Here is a 16,048-nt window from a genome sequence, read left to right as displayed (position 1 = left end):
GGTTGGTCGCATCCAGCCAATTTTTAGCCCCATGGTCCATTCGGTCATGGGGCTTTTTTTGCGCTGATAGTCATGAATAACACTTTTTTATTGGTAACCGCATCTGTCAGACACTTCCCAAATTTTCCAACAGCCTAAATATCGTTTATGCGAAGTCGATAACGGGACGTAACCTTTATCCAATAAGGAGACGGATATGGACATGAGAGTGACGATACCTAATGTACGTTCCATGCAGACGAATGCGATCGTAATCAAGAACCCGGACAAGGTGACGAACGCGTTCACTATCACTGATGAATCGAAAGCCGTTGATGAACTGAGAATGTGGCGGCAAGACGAGTTAGCGGATTTAAAGGACTTTTTGAAGAAGTATGATATGACGTCCATCAGTACGGATGAGCTTAAGAAGGTTGGCAGACGATTGTTCGAGAGCAACATAATCGATGAGCAGGCTTTCTTTATCTTCATATCAGGAGATGGTGCGTCAGATGCCAACGGCAGACAAACGAATACACATGTAAAGTTCAATGCAATTGCCCTGTTTGACGAAAAATTGGAGGATTACCTCGCTTTTGTGAAAAGCAACCCAGACGTAGGGCGCTCTCAGGGAATCCCGGAGTATATACAAGGTATGATCGACGCGAATCGCGCGATTAATGCTCTCGCGTATTTCGCAAACTCGCCGAAAAATGATTTATCCGTGGAAGAACACGCCTGACTAAGGCCAAGCAGCAATATTGCGGTGTGCCAGGGCCCTGACACACCGCAATAATTGTTGCCTAACGCCCGTACCTTACAGTTCCTGAAAAGACCTTCGTGACGGCATCAGAATTGTGCACCCTGATCCTATAAGTACCGAAAGGGCCCAGCCAAGATACACGGGATGAAAGAGGGTTCGCCGCAACTTTCGTCCAAGTTGAACCCACTTCCCGCTCAATAGAAATCTGGGGGGGTCTACCCACACCGCCAGCTGAAATCATTGCTTCAATATTCGCAGCGGAGCACCCATTACTGCCCGTTATAGTGAACGGCCCGTGTACGGTCGCCTCAACATCCGGCCCTACTATGCCGCTAAAACTCTCGGAAATATTCAGGCACAGTGCAGACGCCTGAACCGACACCAGCATCAACGCCGCAAAAGGTAACGCAATGAAATTTTTCATAAGTTCACCGTCAGAGTATTGATTGGAGACTTAACGTATGAAGGCAATCACGCCACGCTTTCAATCCTCCGCAGCAAACCTTCGCAGTTAAGTGAGCGATCCTTTACAGATCCAGCGTGTGGCTTGCTTAACCCGACGCCCAAGTAGGATCACGGTTAAAACCATGCACGATTTTTCACTGCGCGTATGCCAGCCGCGTCCTAAAAACATTAAGGAAGGTTCTGTAATACTCAGGAGAAAGATGTTGTGAGTTAATTCCTAGTCCCTGGCCATTACTACATTCCATGCACTATTTCATAAAAAATCGTGACTCGCTTTCCTCAAGATTTTGATGCTGACTACTTACTAAACTGCTGCTGGGAAGAGATCGCATCGGTAAACTCCTGCCGCAGGAAGACCTCGTCAACGCTCATCATTCGATCCGGACAGCCAAAGCCGCCTGTTTTTTTAAATTACGAAACATCAGCATTAAAATAAAAAAGAGCATGGAACGCCTTGAAAAACAACAACCCATATTACACCCTGTCAATATTTATGAATCTGGATGTCCAGAGAAGCTTATTTGTACTCTATCTTTTGCAACTCGGTATAACCCAAGGAGAAATAGGCATTCCTCAGTCTTTTTTATTCTTTTCTTGTGTAGCCTTGGAAATACCATCCGGTCTACTTGCAGATCGCTACGGACGTAAACACTCTCTAATACTAAGTTTTTTGGGGTTATTTATAAGCGGTATTGGATTTTTATTGTTCTCCGACTTTATTCCTTTCGCGTTTATCTTTTGCCTCTTCGGCGCCAGTATTGCTATGGGCTCCGGTGCGGACAGAGCGTTGTTATATGACAATCTACTGGCCGAAAATAGAACAGAGGAATACCCGAGGATAATATCCCGCGCCCGTGCTATCGGTGCGGTTTCATTAGGCTTATCCATGCTTCTTGGCGGCGCCTTGCAAGAGGCTATGTCGTGGAACAGCGTTTATATATTTTTTGCGATATCAAAATTTATTGGAGCCATCGTGGTTTCATTCATGACCGAAAGAAAATCTCTTTCCACCTCACTCAATTCCAGTGCAAAAAGTAGCGTGCACAATAGAGAAGCAGAAGGCGTTTTCAATTCACTGGTATGCTTTTTCCGCTCAAAAAACGGGGCTTTCCTTATACCCTTATTCATTGGATTCGCGTTATTTGAGCTTTCAACCGTACCTTTATTTATCTACGGCCAACCTTTTTTCAAGCTGCAAGGCTTAGATGTCACTTTGATTGCTGGAATATATGCTGCAGTAGAAGCCATATCGGCTGTAGTGTTTATGGTTGCGGGTTATATTTGCTCAAGATTTTCTCTCGGCATTGTTGCATTCACCACGACATTTATTATCACCCCACTCCTTTTAATCTTATCAATGGACATCGGCATCAATGCCTCAGCAGCAAGTTTCCTCCTGATAATGTCGCTCCCCGCCATCTATGAGACGTCATATGAAACATATATTCACGATAATGTCGATTCCCGCATCCGAGCCTCATGCCTGTCCGCTGCAAATCTAGTCAATTCGGTTATTATCGGCGCCTCCTACACTGCCTTCGGAGGATTAGTTGATAGATATGGCTTTTCGTCGACTTTGGTTGTTGTTGCAGTCTTCTGCCTTATTGGCTTATTGGGTGTTATCACGACGCTACTGTTAGCGCGCACAAAGAAGCCGTCAACAAAGCAAGAAGCTTGAGCTTTATATTCCAGAAACTTACCAGACAATATTTAACAGTGATGCAGGCAAGCGGGGACATGTAGTTTTAAACTTTTCTCTACCCCCGCCCCCATCTTTGCTACTTGAATGCCCTGATCTGTTGGTCTACGTGCGCACGCATCGGAATGTTAACCTTCGACGCGGCCCTGTCGGCGATCTCCACGACTGTCCACCCATAGGGTTGCGACACGTAATAGGTCAACTCGCCATCACTGTTGAAGAGTTCATGACGTCCTTGGGTGTCGGGCGCCAGCCGTGCCTCGTGCATAAGCGGTATCAACGGCTTGATTCGTTCGGGGTCGGTGATATCGAAATTGATGCTCAGTTGCTTGAGCCGGTCTGCCTCGTCGAAATAGGCCGCTACGGTATGGATCGGTACATCCTTTAAAAGATACGGACGGGACGGTTCGCGCGCGCGGTAGTAAGGCATAGGCACGGGATAGGAGAGGTTGTGTTCCAACTCCACCGAAGGGAAGTGGCGATGCAGGATGTCCATGACCTGCTGGCGCGGCATGCCCAGCGTGAAATCACCGATCCCCAACTGCGCCCAACTGCTCAGCGGGAAAAGCGCGCAGCAAATCAACCATAACCATGACGTGCGCATTACCTATCTCCTTGTACGGCTGAACTTCAGCCAATATCGTTAAGTATCAAACTCCGATAATGCCCCGGATTCGACCCCGACCATTTACGGAACGCCTTATAGAATGAACTTACATCCGCAAAGCCCAGCCGGACGGCAATTTCAGCAAAGCTGATCTGCGGTTCGGCCAGCCAGACAATCGCTAACTCCTTGCGCACGCTGTCTTTGAGCCCCTGGTACGTCTGCCCCTCCTCGGCCAGGCGACGACGCAAGGTGGACGCGGAGATGCACAGACTCGCGGCCAGGCCTTCGGTTTCCGGCCAGGTGTCGGGGGGCAGTTGGCGCAGGTCGTGTTTGATGCGGGTGGCCAGGCTGTCGGGGTCGCGGTATTTGACCAGGATGTTTGCGGGAGCGTGGGCGAGGAAGCGCTGAAGCTCCTGAGGGCTGCGTTTGATCGGCAGGTCCAGGCAGTCGGCGGAGAAGATCATGCGCGTGCGTGGCCGGTTGAAGCGCAGGTTGTCGGAGAACATCACGCGGTAGTCGTCGCAGAAATCCGGCGATGGGCAACGCAGTTCGATGGCCAGGATCGGAATGCGGCGCCCGGCGAGCCAACAGGCCACACCGTGCACGATCATCCAATAGGTGAAATAGGTGAACGCCCGGCGAGGCGCCGTCTCCGGTTCCAGCAGGACGATTTCCGCCAGGCTTTGCTGGCGCACCAGTTGGGCGGGCAAGTGGTCCAGCATCAGCGACAGAAACCCCAACCCGGTCTGCAGGCCATCAGCCAGAGTCGGTTGCGCCATGCAGGCGTGGCACAGGAACGCCAGGCTGCCCGATTTGAGCTTGCGCGGGTCCATGCCGAAAAACTCGTCGTCCGTACGCCTGGCCAGCAGCCGCCATAGCCGTGCGTAGCTCGTGGCCGACACGCGGGCGTCAGGCTGCGCGAGCAGCGCCGGATCGATACCGGCCTTGGCCAGCACCTGCGCGCTGGCCGCGCCGGGCGCGCAGCTCTGCAACAAAGCCTCGCGCACGAGGTGCAGGGAGATGGTGTCTTTTTCCGACATGAACTTCAGGCGATCCGACAGCTATTCAGGTGGCCTGCATCATAAGGGCCATGGCGATTCGTCACCACCGTTCAGCGAGTGTTCAGCAAACGTCAATATTTGCTGTTTAGCAATGAGTATCATTATGTTACAACTTAGCTTCCTATCTAGTGACGTTGTGGTGCCCGATGCTCGTTCCCTTTCTCATCATGCTGCGCGAAGGCATCGAAGCGGCCTTGATCGTCGGCATCATCGCCAGTTACCTGCAGCAGACAGGTCGCGGCCAATGGATGCCGGCGGTGTGGATCGGGGTGTTCCTCGCGGCCGCCCTGGCACTGCTGGTGGGCGGTGGCCTGGAGCTGATGAGCGCTGAGTTTCCGCAGAAGCAACAGGAGCTGTTTGAAGGGATTGTCGGCCTGGTTGCCGTGGGCATCCTCAGTTCCATGGTGTTCTGGATGCGCAAGGTCGCGCGCTCGATCAAGCATTCACTGCACGCCTCCCTCGACCAGGCATTGACCGGTTCGAAGCACCAGGTCACCGCGTTGATCCTCATGGTGTTTTTCGCGGTGGCCCGCGAAGGCCTGGAGACGGTGTTCTTCCTGCTGGCGGTGTTCCAGCAGAGCGAAGGCCCGGGCGCACCGATCGGTGCGCTGCTCGGGCTGGTGCTGGCAATTATCGTCGGCTTCCTGATTTACACCGGCAGCATGCGCCTGAACCTGGCGGCGTTTTTCCGTTGGACCGGGCTGTTTATCCTGGTGGTCGCCGCCGGCATCCTCGCCAACTCGGTGCAGGCCCTGCACGAGGCCGGAGTGTGGAATCACCTGCAAACCGTATTGTTCGATTTCAGCACTGCCTTGCCGATGGACAGCCCGCTGGGTTCGGTACTCGCCGGCATGTTCGGCTACCAGGAAGCGCCGACGGTCAGCACCTTGGGAGCCTATGTGATTTATCTGGTGGTCGCGCTGGTGATGTTCTTCCTGCCCTCACCTTCCACTCAGCCCGTCACTACACCCTCTTCCGTTTCCAGCCAGTAAGGACTGCCCTTTGTCCAAGCCAACGCCTCAACCCGCCTCGCCCCCCCGCGCCCTGCGCTGGGCGGTGGCCGGCTCGGTGGTCGTGATGATCGCCGCCGGCGGCCTGTTTTACTACGCCTCCCAACTGGCCGCCGCCAAGCGCCAGACCCACAGCAATGAAATCGCGGTGACCATTCATGCCCACGCCTGCGAACCCAACGCGCTGACCGTGCCCGCCGGGCCGGCGAGTTTTCGCATCATCAACCGCTCCGACCGTGCGGTGGAGTGGGAAATCCTTGACGGCGTGCTGGTGGTGGAAGAGCGCGAAAACATTGCCCCCGGTCTAAGCCAGGTGATCAATGCCAACCTGCAGCCCGGCGACTATGCGATTACCTGCGGACTGCTGAGCAACCCGCGCGGCACCCTGCATGTGACGCCGACCGCTGAATCCGAGGCCCAGGCCAAAGCCAAGCCGTCGATGGTGGCGTTCATCGGCCCATTGTCGGAGTTCCGGGTGTACCTGAGCAGCCAGGGCAGCGCCCTGATCAAGGCTGTGACCGCACTGCAACAGGCCATCGATGCCGGCGACCTGGCACAGGCCCAGGCGTTGTATGCCCCCGCGCGCGAGGCCTACCAGCGTTTGGCACCGGCGGCGCAGCGTCTGGCGGAGTTGGACAACGCGATCAACGCGCGGGCCGATTACTTCGAAAAACGCGAGCAGGACCCGGCTTTCAGCGGTTTCCACCGCATCGAGTACAGCCTGTTCCAGCAGCACAGCATCGAGGGCCTGGCTCCGGTAGCTCAACGCCTGGTCACCGACGTCACCACCCTCACACAGCAACTGCTGGCTCAATCGCTGCCGCCCGAGCAACTGGTCAGCATCGTGGTGCGCAACCTCAACAGCCTGGCCGACGTACGCGCCCTCAGCGGTGAGGAGGAGCGCTACAGCCACCTCGACCTGAACGGGTTTGCCGCCAACCTGGCCGCCGCCCACAAAGTGGTCGAACTGATACGCCCGCTGCTGGAAAAGTCCGCCGCCGAACTGCTGCCCAAGGTCGACAGCGCCCTCGCCGCATTTGGCAGCGAACTCGACGCGTTGAAAGTCGACGGCCAGTACCGTCGCTACGACAGCGTCACCGACGGTCAGCGCAAACAGCTCGCTGACAAGGCCAAGGCTCTGGCCGCCGTACTCGATGGAATCGATCCCGCCCTTGGCCTTTCCGGCCTGCAGTGAAGACGACCGCACACATGAGTGATTCAGAACAGTTTGACCTCCAGCGCCGCCGCGTCCTGCTGGGCATGGCCGCCACCGGCGCAGCGATTGCCGGCAGCAGCCTGGCCTGCCCGGCCATGGCAGCCGCCGCGGAACAAGTCACCACCGCGCCGCGCAGCGACAAGACCCAGGACCACCACGACTTCTATGGCCAGCACCAGACCGGCATCGTCACCCCTCGTCCGGCCTGCGGCATGCTGGTGGCCTTCGACGTATTGGCCAGCGACCGCCAGGACCTGGAGCGCCTGTTCCGCACCCTGAACGAACGCATCCATTTCCTGATGACCGGCGGGCCGGTGCCCCAGGTCGATCCGAAGTTGCCGCCCACCGATTCCGGGATTCTGGGCCCGGTGGTCACCCCGGATAACCTGACCATCACGGTGTCAGTGGGCGAGTCGCTGTTCGACGAACGCTTCGGCCTCGCCGCCGCCAAGCCCAAGCGCCTGATGCGTATGGTCGGGTTCCCCAACGATGCGCTGGAGCCGGCGCAGTGCCACGGCGATCTGAGCCTGCAGTTCAGCTCGAACACCCCGGACACCAACATCCACGCGCTGCGCGACATCGTGAAAAACCTGCCTGACCTGCTGCTGGTGCGCTGGAAACAGGAAGGCAGCGTGCCGCCCCAGGCCCCTGCCCGCCCCGGCGAACCGGCACAGAGCGCACGTAACTTCCTGGGGTTCCGCGACGGCTCGGCCAACCCGAACTCCAACGACGACAAAGCAATGAACCAGGTGGTGTGGGTACAACCAGGCGGCGACGAACCCAGCTGGGCGGCTCATGGCAGTTATCAGGCGGTGCGTATCATCCGCAACTTCGTCGAGCGCTGGGACCGCACGCCCCTGCAGGAACAGGAAAGCATCATCGGCCGCGTCAAAACCACCGGCGCGCCTATGGACGGCGAAAAAGAAAGCCAGGTGCCCGACTACAGCAAGGACCCCGAAGGCAAGTTGACCAAGCTCGATGCCCACATCCGCCTGGCCAACCCACGCACCCCGCAGACCCAGGCCAACCTGATCCTGCGTCGGCCGTTCAACTACTCCAACGGCGTCAACAAAAACGGTCAGTTGGACATGGGGCTGTTGTTCATCTGCTACCAGGCTGACCTGGAGAAAGGCTTCATCACCGTGCAGACCCGGCTCAACGGCGAGCCCCTGGAGGAATACCTCAAGCCGGTCGGCGGCGGGTACTTCTTTACCTTGCCGGGAGTCACGGGCCCCCAGGATTTCATCGGGCGCACGCTGCTCGCTGCCACGCACCCTCAAACCACTGCCAACACCTAAAATAAACCCGAGCGGAAACGTCCCATGAAAAAGTCGACTATCGCGTTGTCGTTGTTAATGACCCTTTCACCGCTGGCAGCCTTTGCCGCTACCGCGCCGCTGGACCTGGTAGGCCCGGTGTCGGACTACAAGATCTACGTCACCGAAGAAATCGGTGAGCTGGTGACCCAGACCCAAGCCTTCACGGCGGCAATCAACAAGGGCGACCTGGCCACCGCCAGGAAACTCTACGCGCCGACCCGCGTGCACTACGAGTCCATCGAGCCGATCGCCGAGCTGTTCAGCGACCTCGACGCCTCCATCGACTCGCGCGTCGACGACCACGAAAAAGGCGTGACCGCCGAAGATTTCACCGGTTTCCACCGCATCGAATACGCACTTTTTTCGCAGAACTCGACCCAAGGCCTGGAGGCACTGACCGCCAAGCTCAACACCGACGTCAACGACCTCAAGACCCGCGTCGATGGCCTGACCTTCCCGCCGGAAAAAGTCGTAGGCGGCGCGGCGGCACTGCTCGAAGAAGTCGCCGCCACCAAGATTTCCGGCGAAGAAGATCGCTACAGCCACACCGACCTGTATGACTTCCAGGGCAACATTGACGGTGCGAAGAAAATCGTCGACCTGTTCCGCAGCCAGATCGAAAAACAGGACAAGGCGTTCCTGGCCAAGGTCGACAAAAACTTTGCCAGCGTCGATAAGATCCTGGCCAAGTACAAGACCCCCGATGGCGGTTTCCAGACCTACGACAAGGTCAAGGAAAACGACCGAAAAGCGCTGGTGGGGCCGGTCAACACCCTGGCCGAAGACCTGTCCATGCTGCGGGGCAAGCTGGGCTTGAACTGACAGCCTCACTCGGCAGCGTTCGATCCAGGAACCTGGCTAGGAACAGCGCCAGTGGCCACCAACAGATAGCAGCACATTTTCTGCTCCACTGCTATCAGGTGGGGCATCGCCTTCCCCAAGGCGGTACTGGTTGTAGCCAGCGCGGTCGGCAGTTTCGCCAGCCCTCTGGATGCGGCGGTGAGCAGGCGCGGATAGCCATCCAGCGGATTGAACACCGCGTTGAAAAACGCCGTCGATTGCTTGGAAAAATCAAACGCGGCATCGCTGAATCGCACCTTCGGCTCGGTCCAGGACCAGGCCACCTTCGGCGTCATCGGTGCAACGCGCGCGCCCAGCCTGCCCAGGGTGGGGCGCGCCGTATTTTTCGCCAGCACCCGCGCCGAGCGTATCAGCGCGCGTGCCTGGCCACCGGCGCCAATCGCCACGCCTGCCACGTCCAATGCCAGGCTCTGCATGCCTTTGGCAAAATTACCGTCGCTGAACTCTTGGTACGCGCCCACGAACGGTACCAGGGATACCAGCAGGTTGACGTCCCGCGCGTGGGCCTGGCGATTTTTTTCCAGGCTTAGTTGGCCTTTGGCGCGCGTGAGCATATCGTCGGCGGTTTCATAGAAGTTGTGCTCAGCGATCTCACAGGCAATGAACTCAACCCGCTCGGACTGGTAACTGTCGGGGACGAAGGTGGGCGGCGTCACATCGTCCGGCAGCACAGCTGCGGGCAGCCGCCTTCCGAGTCGATCAATAATGATGTCGGCGGAGGTGGTCTGCGGGTCCGGCGCGGCGCCACTGGCATACGCGTTGAAATCCAGCGGCACCTCATGCCCGCGACGGATGTAGTTCTGGGCCTGCAATTTATATTGCGCGATATGGCTTTTATCCAGAATCACGCGGTCCAGGGCCAAGGTTACTTGCGGGTCGTCATGCTTGACGATGCTGCCGCTGTACAACACCTCGTAGTACGTCACCGCTGCGTCATGCAGCACACGCATCAGTGCGCCCTGATGTCCAGTGACGGCCGCCCGGTCTTCGCGCTCTTCATTTACCTGCGGCTTTCCGGTTTTTTTGCGCAACGTGAACAGGTCCACTTCGCCCAGCTCCAGCCGCTGGCGGTCGGCCAGCGGCAGCCCGGCGAACATCAGTTTGAGCTTGGTGACAAAGCCACGCTGCTGAAAGTTGTGATAGGTGTCGATGTCTTTTTTCAGCATGTCATCCATTACCGGCAAGCGCCGGATCAGGCTGTCAAGCCTCTCGCGCGCCGCAACGGGAAGCGTAGCCTCGTTATGGAATTGAAAGGGTGTAGTGGAAGGCTTGCGCATCTCTTGCGTGGGGATATCGCGCGTCAGGATCCACTTGCCAGGCACCAGGTCACCGGTCATATAGGCCTCGATCAGCGAGCGTGTGCGCGGTTCGGACAGACGCATGTTTCTGCGCTCGCCGGCATCGGCAATAAAGACCGTCATCGCCTCCAACTGACTGGTGCTGGTGTCGGGGAAGACCTTCAGCAGTTCCCGCACGGCGAGCGCCCGACGCGTCGGCAACGGTGTACTGGCGATCCTGAACGAGCGTGCCGCGTGCCGACGTTGCCGACCGAACAGCTCCGACGCCTTTTTAATCTCCTGCTCCGAGTGTTCGCCCTGGGGCCTTTCGGGGATCACTCCATTGAGTACCGCCCAGTCCAGCAGCACGCTGAGGCCCCGCCCCTGCATCAGCGTGCGTTGCTCATCGGACAGCGGTGTGAGCGTTGTCAGCGCGCTGACCTGCTGTTCATCCATCGCCCTGGATGTGCCCGGCGCCACCGCTTCGGCCATGGCGCAACCCAAGCGCAATTCCATCCAGGCAGGTGTGCCGATTCTGATCGCGTCAGGCACCTCACGCACCAGGAATTCGGGGGCGCTACGCGCCAGCCCCACGTGAGCCACCAGCACCGCAACCTTGGGATCAAGATGTTTGATGTCGCGCAGGTACGCTTCCAGATCGCTGCGCACTTCATTCAGGGTGCGCCCGGCGTTGGCGGGCTGGTAGAGCGCGTAACCGGCGACTGTGCCAGCAGGCCCCTGCAGCGCGGCCGCCAGTTGCGCGCCGAACGCCATGGCGTCAGGACTTTTAGCGAGGTTGTCCAGATGGAGCTCGGTGTTGTGACGCAGCGTCTCGGGCGTGTGCGTGGCCAGCGTCGTGAGAGGTTGGTCTGCGGGCTCGCCGGGCGCGCCGGGGATCAGGGCCGCGTAGTCTCCCAGGGCCGGCGCCGGCGGCAATGCCGTGCGCAACCATTGAATGGCATGGCGCGTCTGCGCGACTGTGCCTGGAGTGCCGAGCCCCTTGAGTTGCAACAATTGGGCGACGTTGTGTCTCGGATGCTCCCCTATGCCTTGGGCTGACGCCGGCGATACCTGGATCGCCAGCGTTGACCAGTCGCAGCGGCTGTTCTCCGACAAGCCCTGCACCTGTTGCTCCAGCAGGGTTGCCAGGTAGGCGCGTTCATCCAGGTCACTGACCAGCTGTTTGACCGCCAGGACCGCTGCGGGCACGTGCGGCGATAACGTCAGGCCGTCCTTGAGCACGCGTGCCGTGAGCGCCTGCGCATTCTCGGCGGGATTGAGCCCGTAGGCCTGTAAAACCACGTGCAGCGGTACGCGCAGTTCACCGGACGCGAGATGGGGCAGGCCCTGGTCTGCCGGGTCGAGAAGATCACGCATCGCCCGCAGATGGCGGGAGGCCTGCCACCAACCGCTGTCGTCGGTGGTGCTGAACGTTGCCCGCGTGCGTGCGCCCTCATGGGTGGTAAAGCCCTCAACGCCATGCCTGCGCAACGTCAGCGTCTCGGTTGGCAGCCCTTTGTTCAAGAACCATTGCTGAGTCTGCGGCTGGTCGAGCAACCGGCGATAGATCGTCAACAGGCCCGCCACGCTGCTGCTTTCGGGAATGGTCAGGCTGGTCTGGCCGCTGCTCAGGGCCGTCGCCAGCCGCGCCGCCAGGTCGGCATCACCGGCGCGGGTATCGGTGTGTTCGCCTGACGATACCGGCAGGGTCCAGGCAGGCCCGGGAATCGCCGGCGGTTCGGCGGCGGTCGAGCGCCGCGAACGAAAATGTACGGGTGCCGTCGGCACCGGCACAGGTGAAGCGGGAATAAAAGGAATGTCTGTCAGGCGGGAGTGGTTGGATATCGGTAGCACGCAGTCGTCCTCTTTCTGGCTGATTCCATGAAGGGAAAAGCCGTGCCTCCTTGAACGGTCGGGAGGCACTGTAGAGAGACGACAGACAGAGCGACTGTAAGGCGGGTCTTAAACACCCGCTGATTTCGACAGCGAAGCAGCCGGGATTTAGAGAATCCGGTACAGCAACCGCTCGATCCGCACCCGGCTGACTCGGCGCAGAAATTTGCCGACCGCCTCGGGGTAGTCCGGCAGTGTCTGCAACTGCTGGTAACCCTCGATCCGCGTGGTGTGCTCGAAGATCTGCGCCAGCTCGGACGCACGCGGCGCCAGCCACTGGCCTTGAGGATCGTCGATCAGCAAGGCGTTCTCCAGGTCGAGGCGGAATGCGCGGGGGTTGAGGTTGTTGCCGGTGAGCAAGGTGTAGCGCTCATCGACCCACATGCCCTTGAGGTGGTAAGTGTTGTCGCCATCGTGCCACAAGTGCAGGTTCAGTTGGCCGCTGTCGATCATCGGCTGATGACGCTTGGCGAAGCGGCGCAGGCTGATTTCGTACAGATAAGGCAACGCAGCGATCACCTTGAACGGCTCGCTGGGCGGGATGTAGAAGTCGTTGGCGGTCTTGTCGCCGACAATGATGTCGATCTTCACGCCACGGGCCAGAGCGCGGTTGATTTCGCGGGTCACCGGCAGCGGCAGATTGAAATAGGGCGTGCAGATGGTCAGTTGCCGTTGGGCGCCGGCGATCAGTTCCAGGATCACCCGGCTCAACGGGTTGTTCTTGCCCACGCCCAGCAGCGGGCTGACCGACAACTGCCCATTGGATAGCTGCCCCGCCGTGGTGTCATAGGCTGCGTGTTTGAGGCGACTGCGCAGGTCGCCGATGTCGTTGCGCAGGCTGCGGGTCGTCGGCGGGTTCGGCAGGTCGAGGCGATGCACCGCCTTGGACGCCACCAGCCCGTGTTCCACCAGGTGCTGCATGGAGTCGGCCAGCGGCTTGCTGTGGATCAGGTGGTAACGGTCAAACCGGTACTTATCGAATTTGTGCAGGTAGACGTTGTTCAGGCTGGCACCGCTGTACAGCACCGTGTCATCGATCACAAAGCCCTTGAGGTGCAGCACGCCGAATAGCTCACGGGTTTGCACCGGCACGCCATATACCGGCACTTCACTGTCGTGGGCCTGCGTCATGGCCTGGTACCAGGCGCTGTTGCCCGGCTGCTTGCCGGCGCCGATCAGCCCGCGCTGGGCGCGCAGCCAATCGACCACCACCACGACCTCCAGCTCCGGCCGTGCGGCTTTGGCGGCATGCAAGGCGTCGTAGATCTCCTGCCCCGCTTCGTCGTGCTGCAAGTACAACGCAACGATGTAAATACGCCGCGTCGCCTGGGCAATGTTCTCCAGCAGGCATCGGCGAAATTCGGCAGCGCCGGACAGCACGTCAATCGCGTCGGGCGTGAGTGGGAAACCGCGCAGTTTGGGCAACAGGGAGCGTTTGAAGAACGACGGCATAAGGCTCGCAAAGGGTCGAATCCGAAGAGGCCCCGAGCTTACACCATGACGATGCTCAGGTCTCGCTGTCCCAGATGGAAAAAACAATTGACCAAGAAGAACGATCGTTCTACTGTTCGCGGCATGAATGAAATCAATAGCAGTGAAACCCGCGACATTATTCTCGACGTCACCGAGAAGTTGATCTATCGCCACGGCATCGCCGCCACCGGTATGGATTTCCTGGTGAAAACCGCCGGTGTCTCGCGAAAAAGTATCTATCGCTACTTTGCCAACAAGGACGAACTGGTGATGGCCGCGCTGCAACGCCGCGACGCGCGGTGGCTGCAGTGGCTGCGCACGGAAGTGGAACGCCGGCCCGACAGTGGCGAGCGCCTGCTCGCCGTGTTCAGCGCGCTCAAGGCCTGGTTCGGCTCGGCCGACTTTCGCGGCTGCGCCTTTATTAATACCAGCGGCGAAACCGGCGACCCGCAAAACCCGGTCCGCCTGCTGGCCAAGGCCCACAAACAGAAACTGTTCGAGTACTTGCTTGAACTGTCTAAAGCACATGGCACCCCCGACCCCGAGCGGCAGGCCGCGCACCTGCTGATCCTGATCGATGGCGCCATTACCGTTGCCCTGGTGATGGGCGATTCAACAGCGGCCGATAATGCGCAATGCATGGCCCGAACGTTATTGGGACTGTGAACCCGCAGGCTGAGCAACTTTCGTTAAAACTAATGTAGAAGGAGTCGCAGCATGTCATCCATTGAACAACCGCGTCCGCCCCTGCCGCCGTTTACCCGCGAGTCGGCGATCGAAAAAGTGCGCCTGGCCGAAGACGGCTGGAACTCACGGGATCCGCAGCGTGTATCCCTGGCCTACACCCTCGATACCCAGTGGCGCAACCGCGCCGAATTTGCCCACAACCGCGAAGAAGCCAAGGGCTTTCTGACGCGCAAATGGGCCAAGGAACTGGAGTATCGCCTGATCAAGGAATTGTGGGCGTTTACCGATAATCGCATCGCCGTGCGTTATGCCTATGAATGGCATGACGACTCCGGCAACTGGTTCCGCTCCTACGGCAACGAGAACTGGGAGTTCGACGAGCACGGCCTGATGGCCAATCGATTTGCGTGCATCAACGACATGCCGATCAAGGAAAGTGACCGCAAGTTCCACTGGCCGCTGGGCCGTCGGCCGGACGATCATCCGGGCTTGTCGGCGCTGGGCCTGTAAGCCCGCCCCGCGCAAACAGGTGGGAGCGGGCCTGGCCCGCTCCCACGTGTGGGTGGCTCATCCTTGTCAGTCCTGATTCAAACCCACCCGGTACAACACGCCGTCATCCTCATCGGTCAGTACATACAGGTAGCCATCCGGCCCTTGTCGCACATCACGGATTCGCGCCTTCAGGCCGCCGAGCAGGCGCTCCTCGTGTACCACCTTATCGCCCTCGAATTGCAAGCGAATCAACGCCTGGCTCGCCAGGGCGCCGATAAATACGTTGTGCTGCCAAGGCTTGAAGCGATCAGCGTCATAAAACGCCATGCCGCTGATACCCGGTGATTGTTCCCACACATGGTGCGGCGCCACCGTGCCCTCCACGGTCTTGCCCTTTGCCTCAGGAATCGGCGTCAGCGAATAGTTGATACCGTGGGTCGCCAGCGGCCAGCCATAGTTCTTGCCGCGCTCGATGATATTGATTTCATCGCCGCCCCGTGGACCATGTTCGTTTTCCCACAGCGTACCGCTCCATGGGTTCAATGCCAGACCTTGCGGGTTGCGCTGACCATAGGACCAGATCTCGGGGCGTACGCCTTCCTGACCCACGAAGGGGTTGTCATCCGGCACGCGTCCGTCGGGGTAGATACGCACGATTTTGCCCTGCAGTTTGTCCAGGTCCTGGGCGGTAGGCCTGTCATTATTCTCGCCGAGGGTCACGAACAGGTAACCGTCACGATCGAACGCCAGGCGCGAGCCGAAATGATTGCCGGTGGAAAGCTTGGGCTCCTGGCGCAGGATCACGGTGAAATCGGTCAGGCCACTGAGATCGGCCGCCAGGCGCCCGCGCCCCACTGCGGTGCCCGCCTTGCCGCCCTTGCCGCCGCCCTCGGCGTAAGACAGATACACCAGGCGGTCGTGTTTGAAGTCCGGTGACAACACCACATCCAACAACCCGCCCTGCCCTTTGGCCCACACTTGCGGCACGCCGCTCAAGGGCGCCGACAGCTTGCCATCGGCACTGACGACGCGCAGGTGGCCTGGGCGCTCGGTGACCAGAAAGCCTTGGCTGTCGGGCAGGAACGCCACTGCCCACGGATGATCCAGGCCTCTGGCGATCGGCGTGGCGGTGATGCTGCCTTGCTCGCTGGGGAACTGTTGCGGATCGGCGGCCTGCACCGCCGCCAACGGCATCAGGGATGTGGCGCACAACGCGGCCAGCAGGGTTTTGCGTAGCAACATAAGA

13 protein-coding genes are annotated in these 16,048 nt (G+C 59.0%); 8 read left to right on the top strand and 5 right to left on the bottom strand.

Translation table 11 applies throughout. The features are described from left to right. Positions 1-196: 196 nt before the first annotated feature. Both PSH94_RS11890 and PSH94_RS11885 read left to right on the top strand, forming a co-directional pair. On the top strand, positions 197-721 hold the full coding sequence (locus PSH94_RS11890; RefSeq protein WP_181079709.1) for a hypothetical protein: 525 nt from the start codon (positions 197-199) through the stop codon (positions 719-721). Between the two features lie 940 nt (positions 722-1,661). Further along, entirely contained in the window at positions 1,662-2,885 is a 1,224-nt protein-coding gene (locus PSH94_RS11885; protein ID WP_305437577.1) for an MFS transporter, read from the top strand. A gap of 100 nt (positions 2,886-2,985) precedes the next feature. Here the strand turns inward: PSH94_RS11885 and PSH94_RS11880 are convergent, their stop codons facing one another. Then, entirely contained in the window at positions 2,986-3,510 is a 525-nt protein-coding gene (locus PSH94_RS11880) for a hypothetical protein (protein ID WP_034138185.1), read from the bottom strand. A 26-nt stretch (positions 3,511-3,536) separates the two neighbouring features. After that, positions 3,537-4,553, bottom strand: coding sequence for an AraC family transcriptional regulator (locus PSH94_RS11875; RefSeq protein ID WP_181079708.1), 1,017 nt, complete (start codon positions 4,551-4,553; stop codon positions 3,537-3,539). 167 nt (positions 4,554-4,720) lie between these two features. Here PSH94_RS11875 and efeU point away from each other — a divergent pair, with 167 nt between their 5' ends. The 4 genes from efeU to efeO (PSH94_RS11855) are packed head-to-tail and all read left to right on the top strand — an operon-like array spanning position 4,721 to position 8,941. Further along, a complete protein-coding gene (gene efeU / locus PSH94_RS11870; RefSeq protein WP_253507217.1) occupies positions 4,721-5,566 on the top strand; it encodes an iron uptake transporter permease EfeU in 846 nt (281 codons plus the stop codon). 10 nt (positions 5,567-5,576) lie between these two features. Continuing rightward, on the top strand, positions 5,577-6,779 hold the full coding sequence (gene efeO / locus PSH94_RS11865) for an iron uptake system protein EfeO (protein WP_305437576.1): 1,203 nt from the start codon (positions 5,577-5,579) through the stop codon (positions 6,777-6,779). Between the two features lie 14 nt (positions 6,780-6,793). Next, the gene (gene efeB / locus PSH94_RS11860) at positions 6,794-8,098 is read left to right on the top strand and encodes an iron uptake transporter deferrochelatase/peroxidase subunit (RefSeq protein WP_181079705.1); all 1,305 of its coding nucleotides are present in this window, start codon (positions 6,794-6,796) and stop codon (positions 8,096-8,098) included. A 24-nt stretch (positions 8,099-8,122) separates the two neighbouring features. Next, entirely contained in the window at positions 8,123-8,941 is an 819-nt protein-coding gene (gene efeO / locus PSH94_RS11855; RefSeq protein ID WP_181079704.1) for an iron uptake system protein EfeO, read from the top strand. Positions 8,942-8,946: 5 nt separating this feature from the next. Here the strand turns inward: efeO (PSH94_RS11855) and PSH94_RS11850 are convergent, their stop codons facing one another. After that, on the bottom strand, positions 8,947-12,111 hold the full coding sequence (locus PSH94_RS11850; protein WP_305437575.1) for a hypothetical protein: 3,165 nt from the start codon (positions 12,109-12,111) through the stop codon (positions 8,947-8,949). A gap of 147 nt (positions 12,112-12,258) precedes the next feature. After that, on the bottom strand, positions 12,259-13,602 hold the full coding sequence (gene pssA / locus PSH94_RS11845) for a CDP-diacylglycerol--serine O-phosphatidyltransferase (RefSeq protein WP_305437574.1): 1,344 nt from the start codon (positions 13,600-13,602) through the stop codon (positions 12,259-12,261). Positions 13,603-13,725: 123 nt separating this feature from the next. Between pssA and PSH94_RS11840 the strand changes: the two genes are divergently transcribed. After that, positions 13,726-14,289: a TetR/AcrR family transcriptional regulator gene (locus tag PSH94_RS11840; RefSeq protein WP_305437729.1), complete on the top strand. Its 564-nt coding sequence runs from the start codon at positions 13,726-13,728 to the stop codon at positions 14,287-14,289. A 51-nt stretch (positions 14,290-14,340) separates the two neighbouring features. Next, positions 14,341-14,820 carry a nuclear transport factor 2 family protein gene (locus tag PSH94_RS11835; RefSeq protein ID WP_181079701.1) on the top strand — a complete coding sequence of 160 codons (480 nt, stop codon included), beginning with the start codon at positions 14,341-14,343 and terminating at the stop codon, positions 14,818-14,820. Positions 14,821-14,886: 66 nt separating this feature from the next. Here the strand turns inward: PSH94_RS11835 and PSH94_RS11830 are convergent, their stop codons facing one another. Further along, positions 14,887-16,044 carry a PQQ-dependent sugar dehydrogenase gene (locus tag PSH94_RS11830; protein WP_181079700.1) on the bottom strand — a complete coding sequence of 386 codons (1,158 nt, stop codon included), beginning with the start codon at positions 16,042-16,044 and terminating at the stop codon, positions 14,887-14,889. Between the last annotated feature and the right edge of the window lie 4 nt (positions 16,045-16,048).

Source organism: Pseudomonas sp. FP2254 (assembly GCF_030687695.1).
In the GTDB taxonomy this organism is placed as follows: Bacteria; Pseudomonadota; Gammaproteobacteria; order Pseudomonadales; family Pseudomonadaceae; genus Aquipseudomonas; species Aquipseudomonas quebecensis.
This window is presented reverse-complemented; position numbering and strand designations above follow the sequence as displayed.

What these genes read in the sequence shown, in the direction of transcription:
- PSH94_RS11890 (WP_181079709.1), top strand. Translation starts at nt 197, where the DNA reads ATGGACATGAGAGTGACGATACCTAATGTACGTTCCATGCAGACGAAT.
- PSH94_RS11880 (WP_034138185.1), bottom strand. Translation starts at nt 3,510, where the DNA reads ATGCGCACGTCATGGTTATGGTTGATTTGCTGCGCGCTTTTCCCGCTG.
- PSH94_RS11875 (WP_181079708.1), bottom strand. Translation starts at nt 4,553, where the DNA reads ATGTCGGAAAAAGACACCATCTCCCTGCACCTCGTGCGCGAGGCTTTG.
- efeU (WP_253507217.1), top strand. Translation starts at nt 4,721, where the DNA reads ATGCTCGTTCCCTTTCTCATCATGCTGCGCGAAGGCATCGAAGCGGCC.
- efeB (WP_181079705.1), top strand. Translation starts at nt 6,794, where the DNA reads ATGAGTGATTCAGAACAGTTTGACCTCCAGCGCCGCCGCGTCCTGCTG.
- efeO (WP_181079704.1), top strand. Translation starts at nt 8,123, where the DNA reads ATGAAAAAGTCGACTATCGCGTTGTCGTTGTTAATGACCCTTTCACCG.
- pssA (WP_305437574.1), bottom strand. Translation starts at nt 13,602, where the DNA reads ATGCCGTCGTTCTTCAAACGCTCCCTGTTGCCCAAACTGCGCGGTTTC.
- PSH94_RS11840 (WP_305437729.1), top strand. Translation starts at nt 13,726, where the DNA reads ATGAATGAAATCAATAGCAGTGAAACCCGCGACATTATTCTCGACGTC.
- PSH94_RS11835 (WP_181079701.1), top strand. Translation starts at nt 14,341, where the DNA reads ATGTCATCCATTGAACAACCGCGTCCGCCCCTGCCGCCGTTTACCCGC.
- PSH94_RS11830 (WP_181079700.1), bottom strand. Translation starts at nt 16,044, where the DNA reads ATGTTGCTACGCAAAACCCTGCTGGCCGCGTTGTGCGCCACATCCCTG.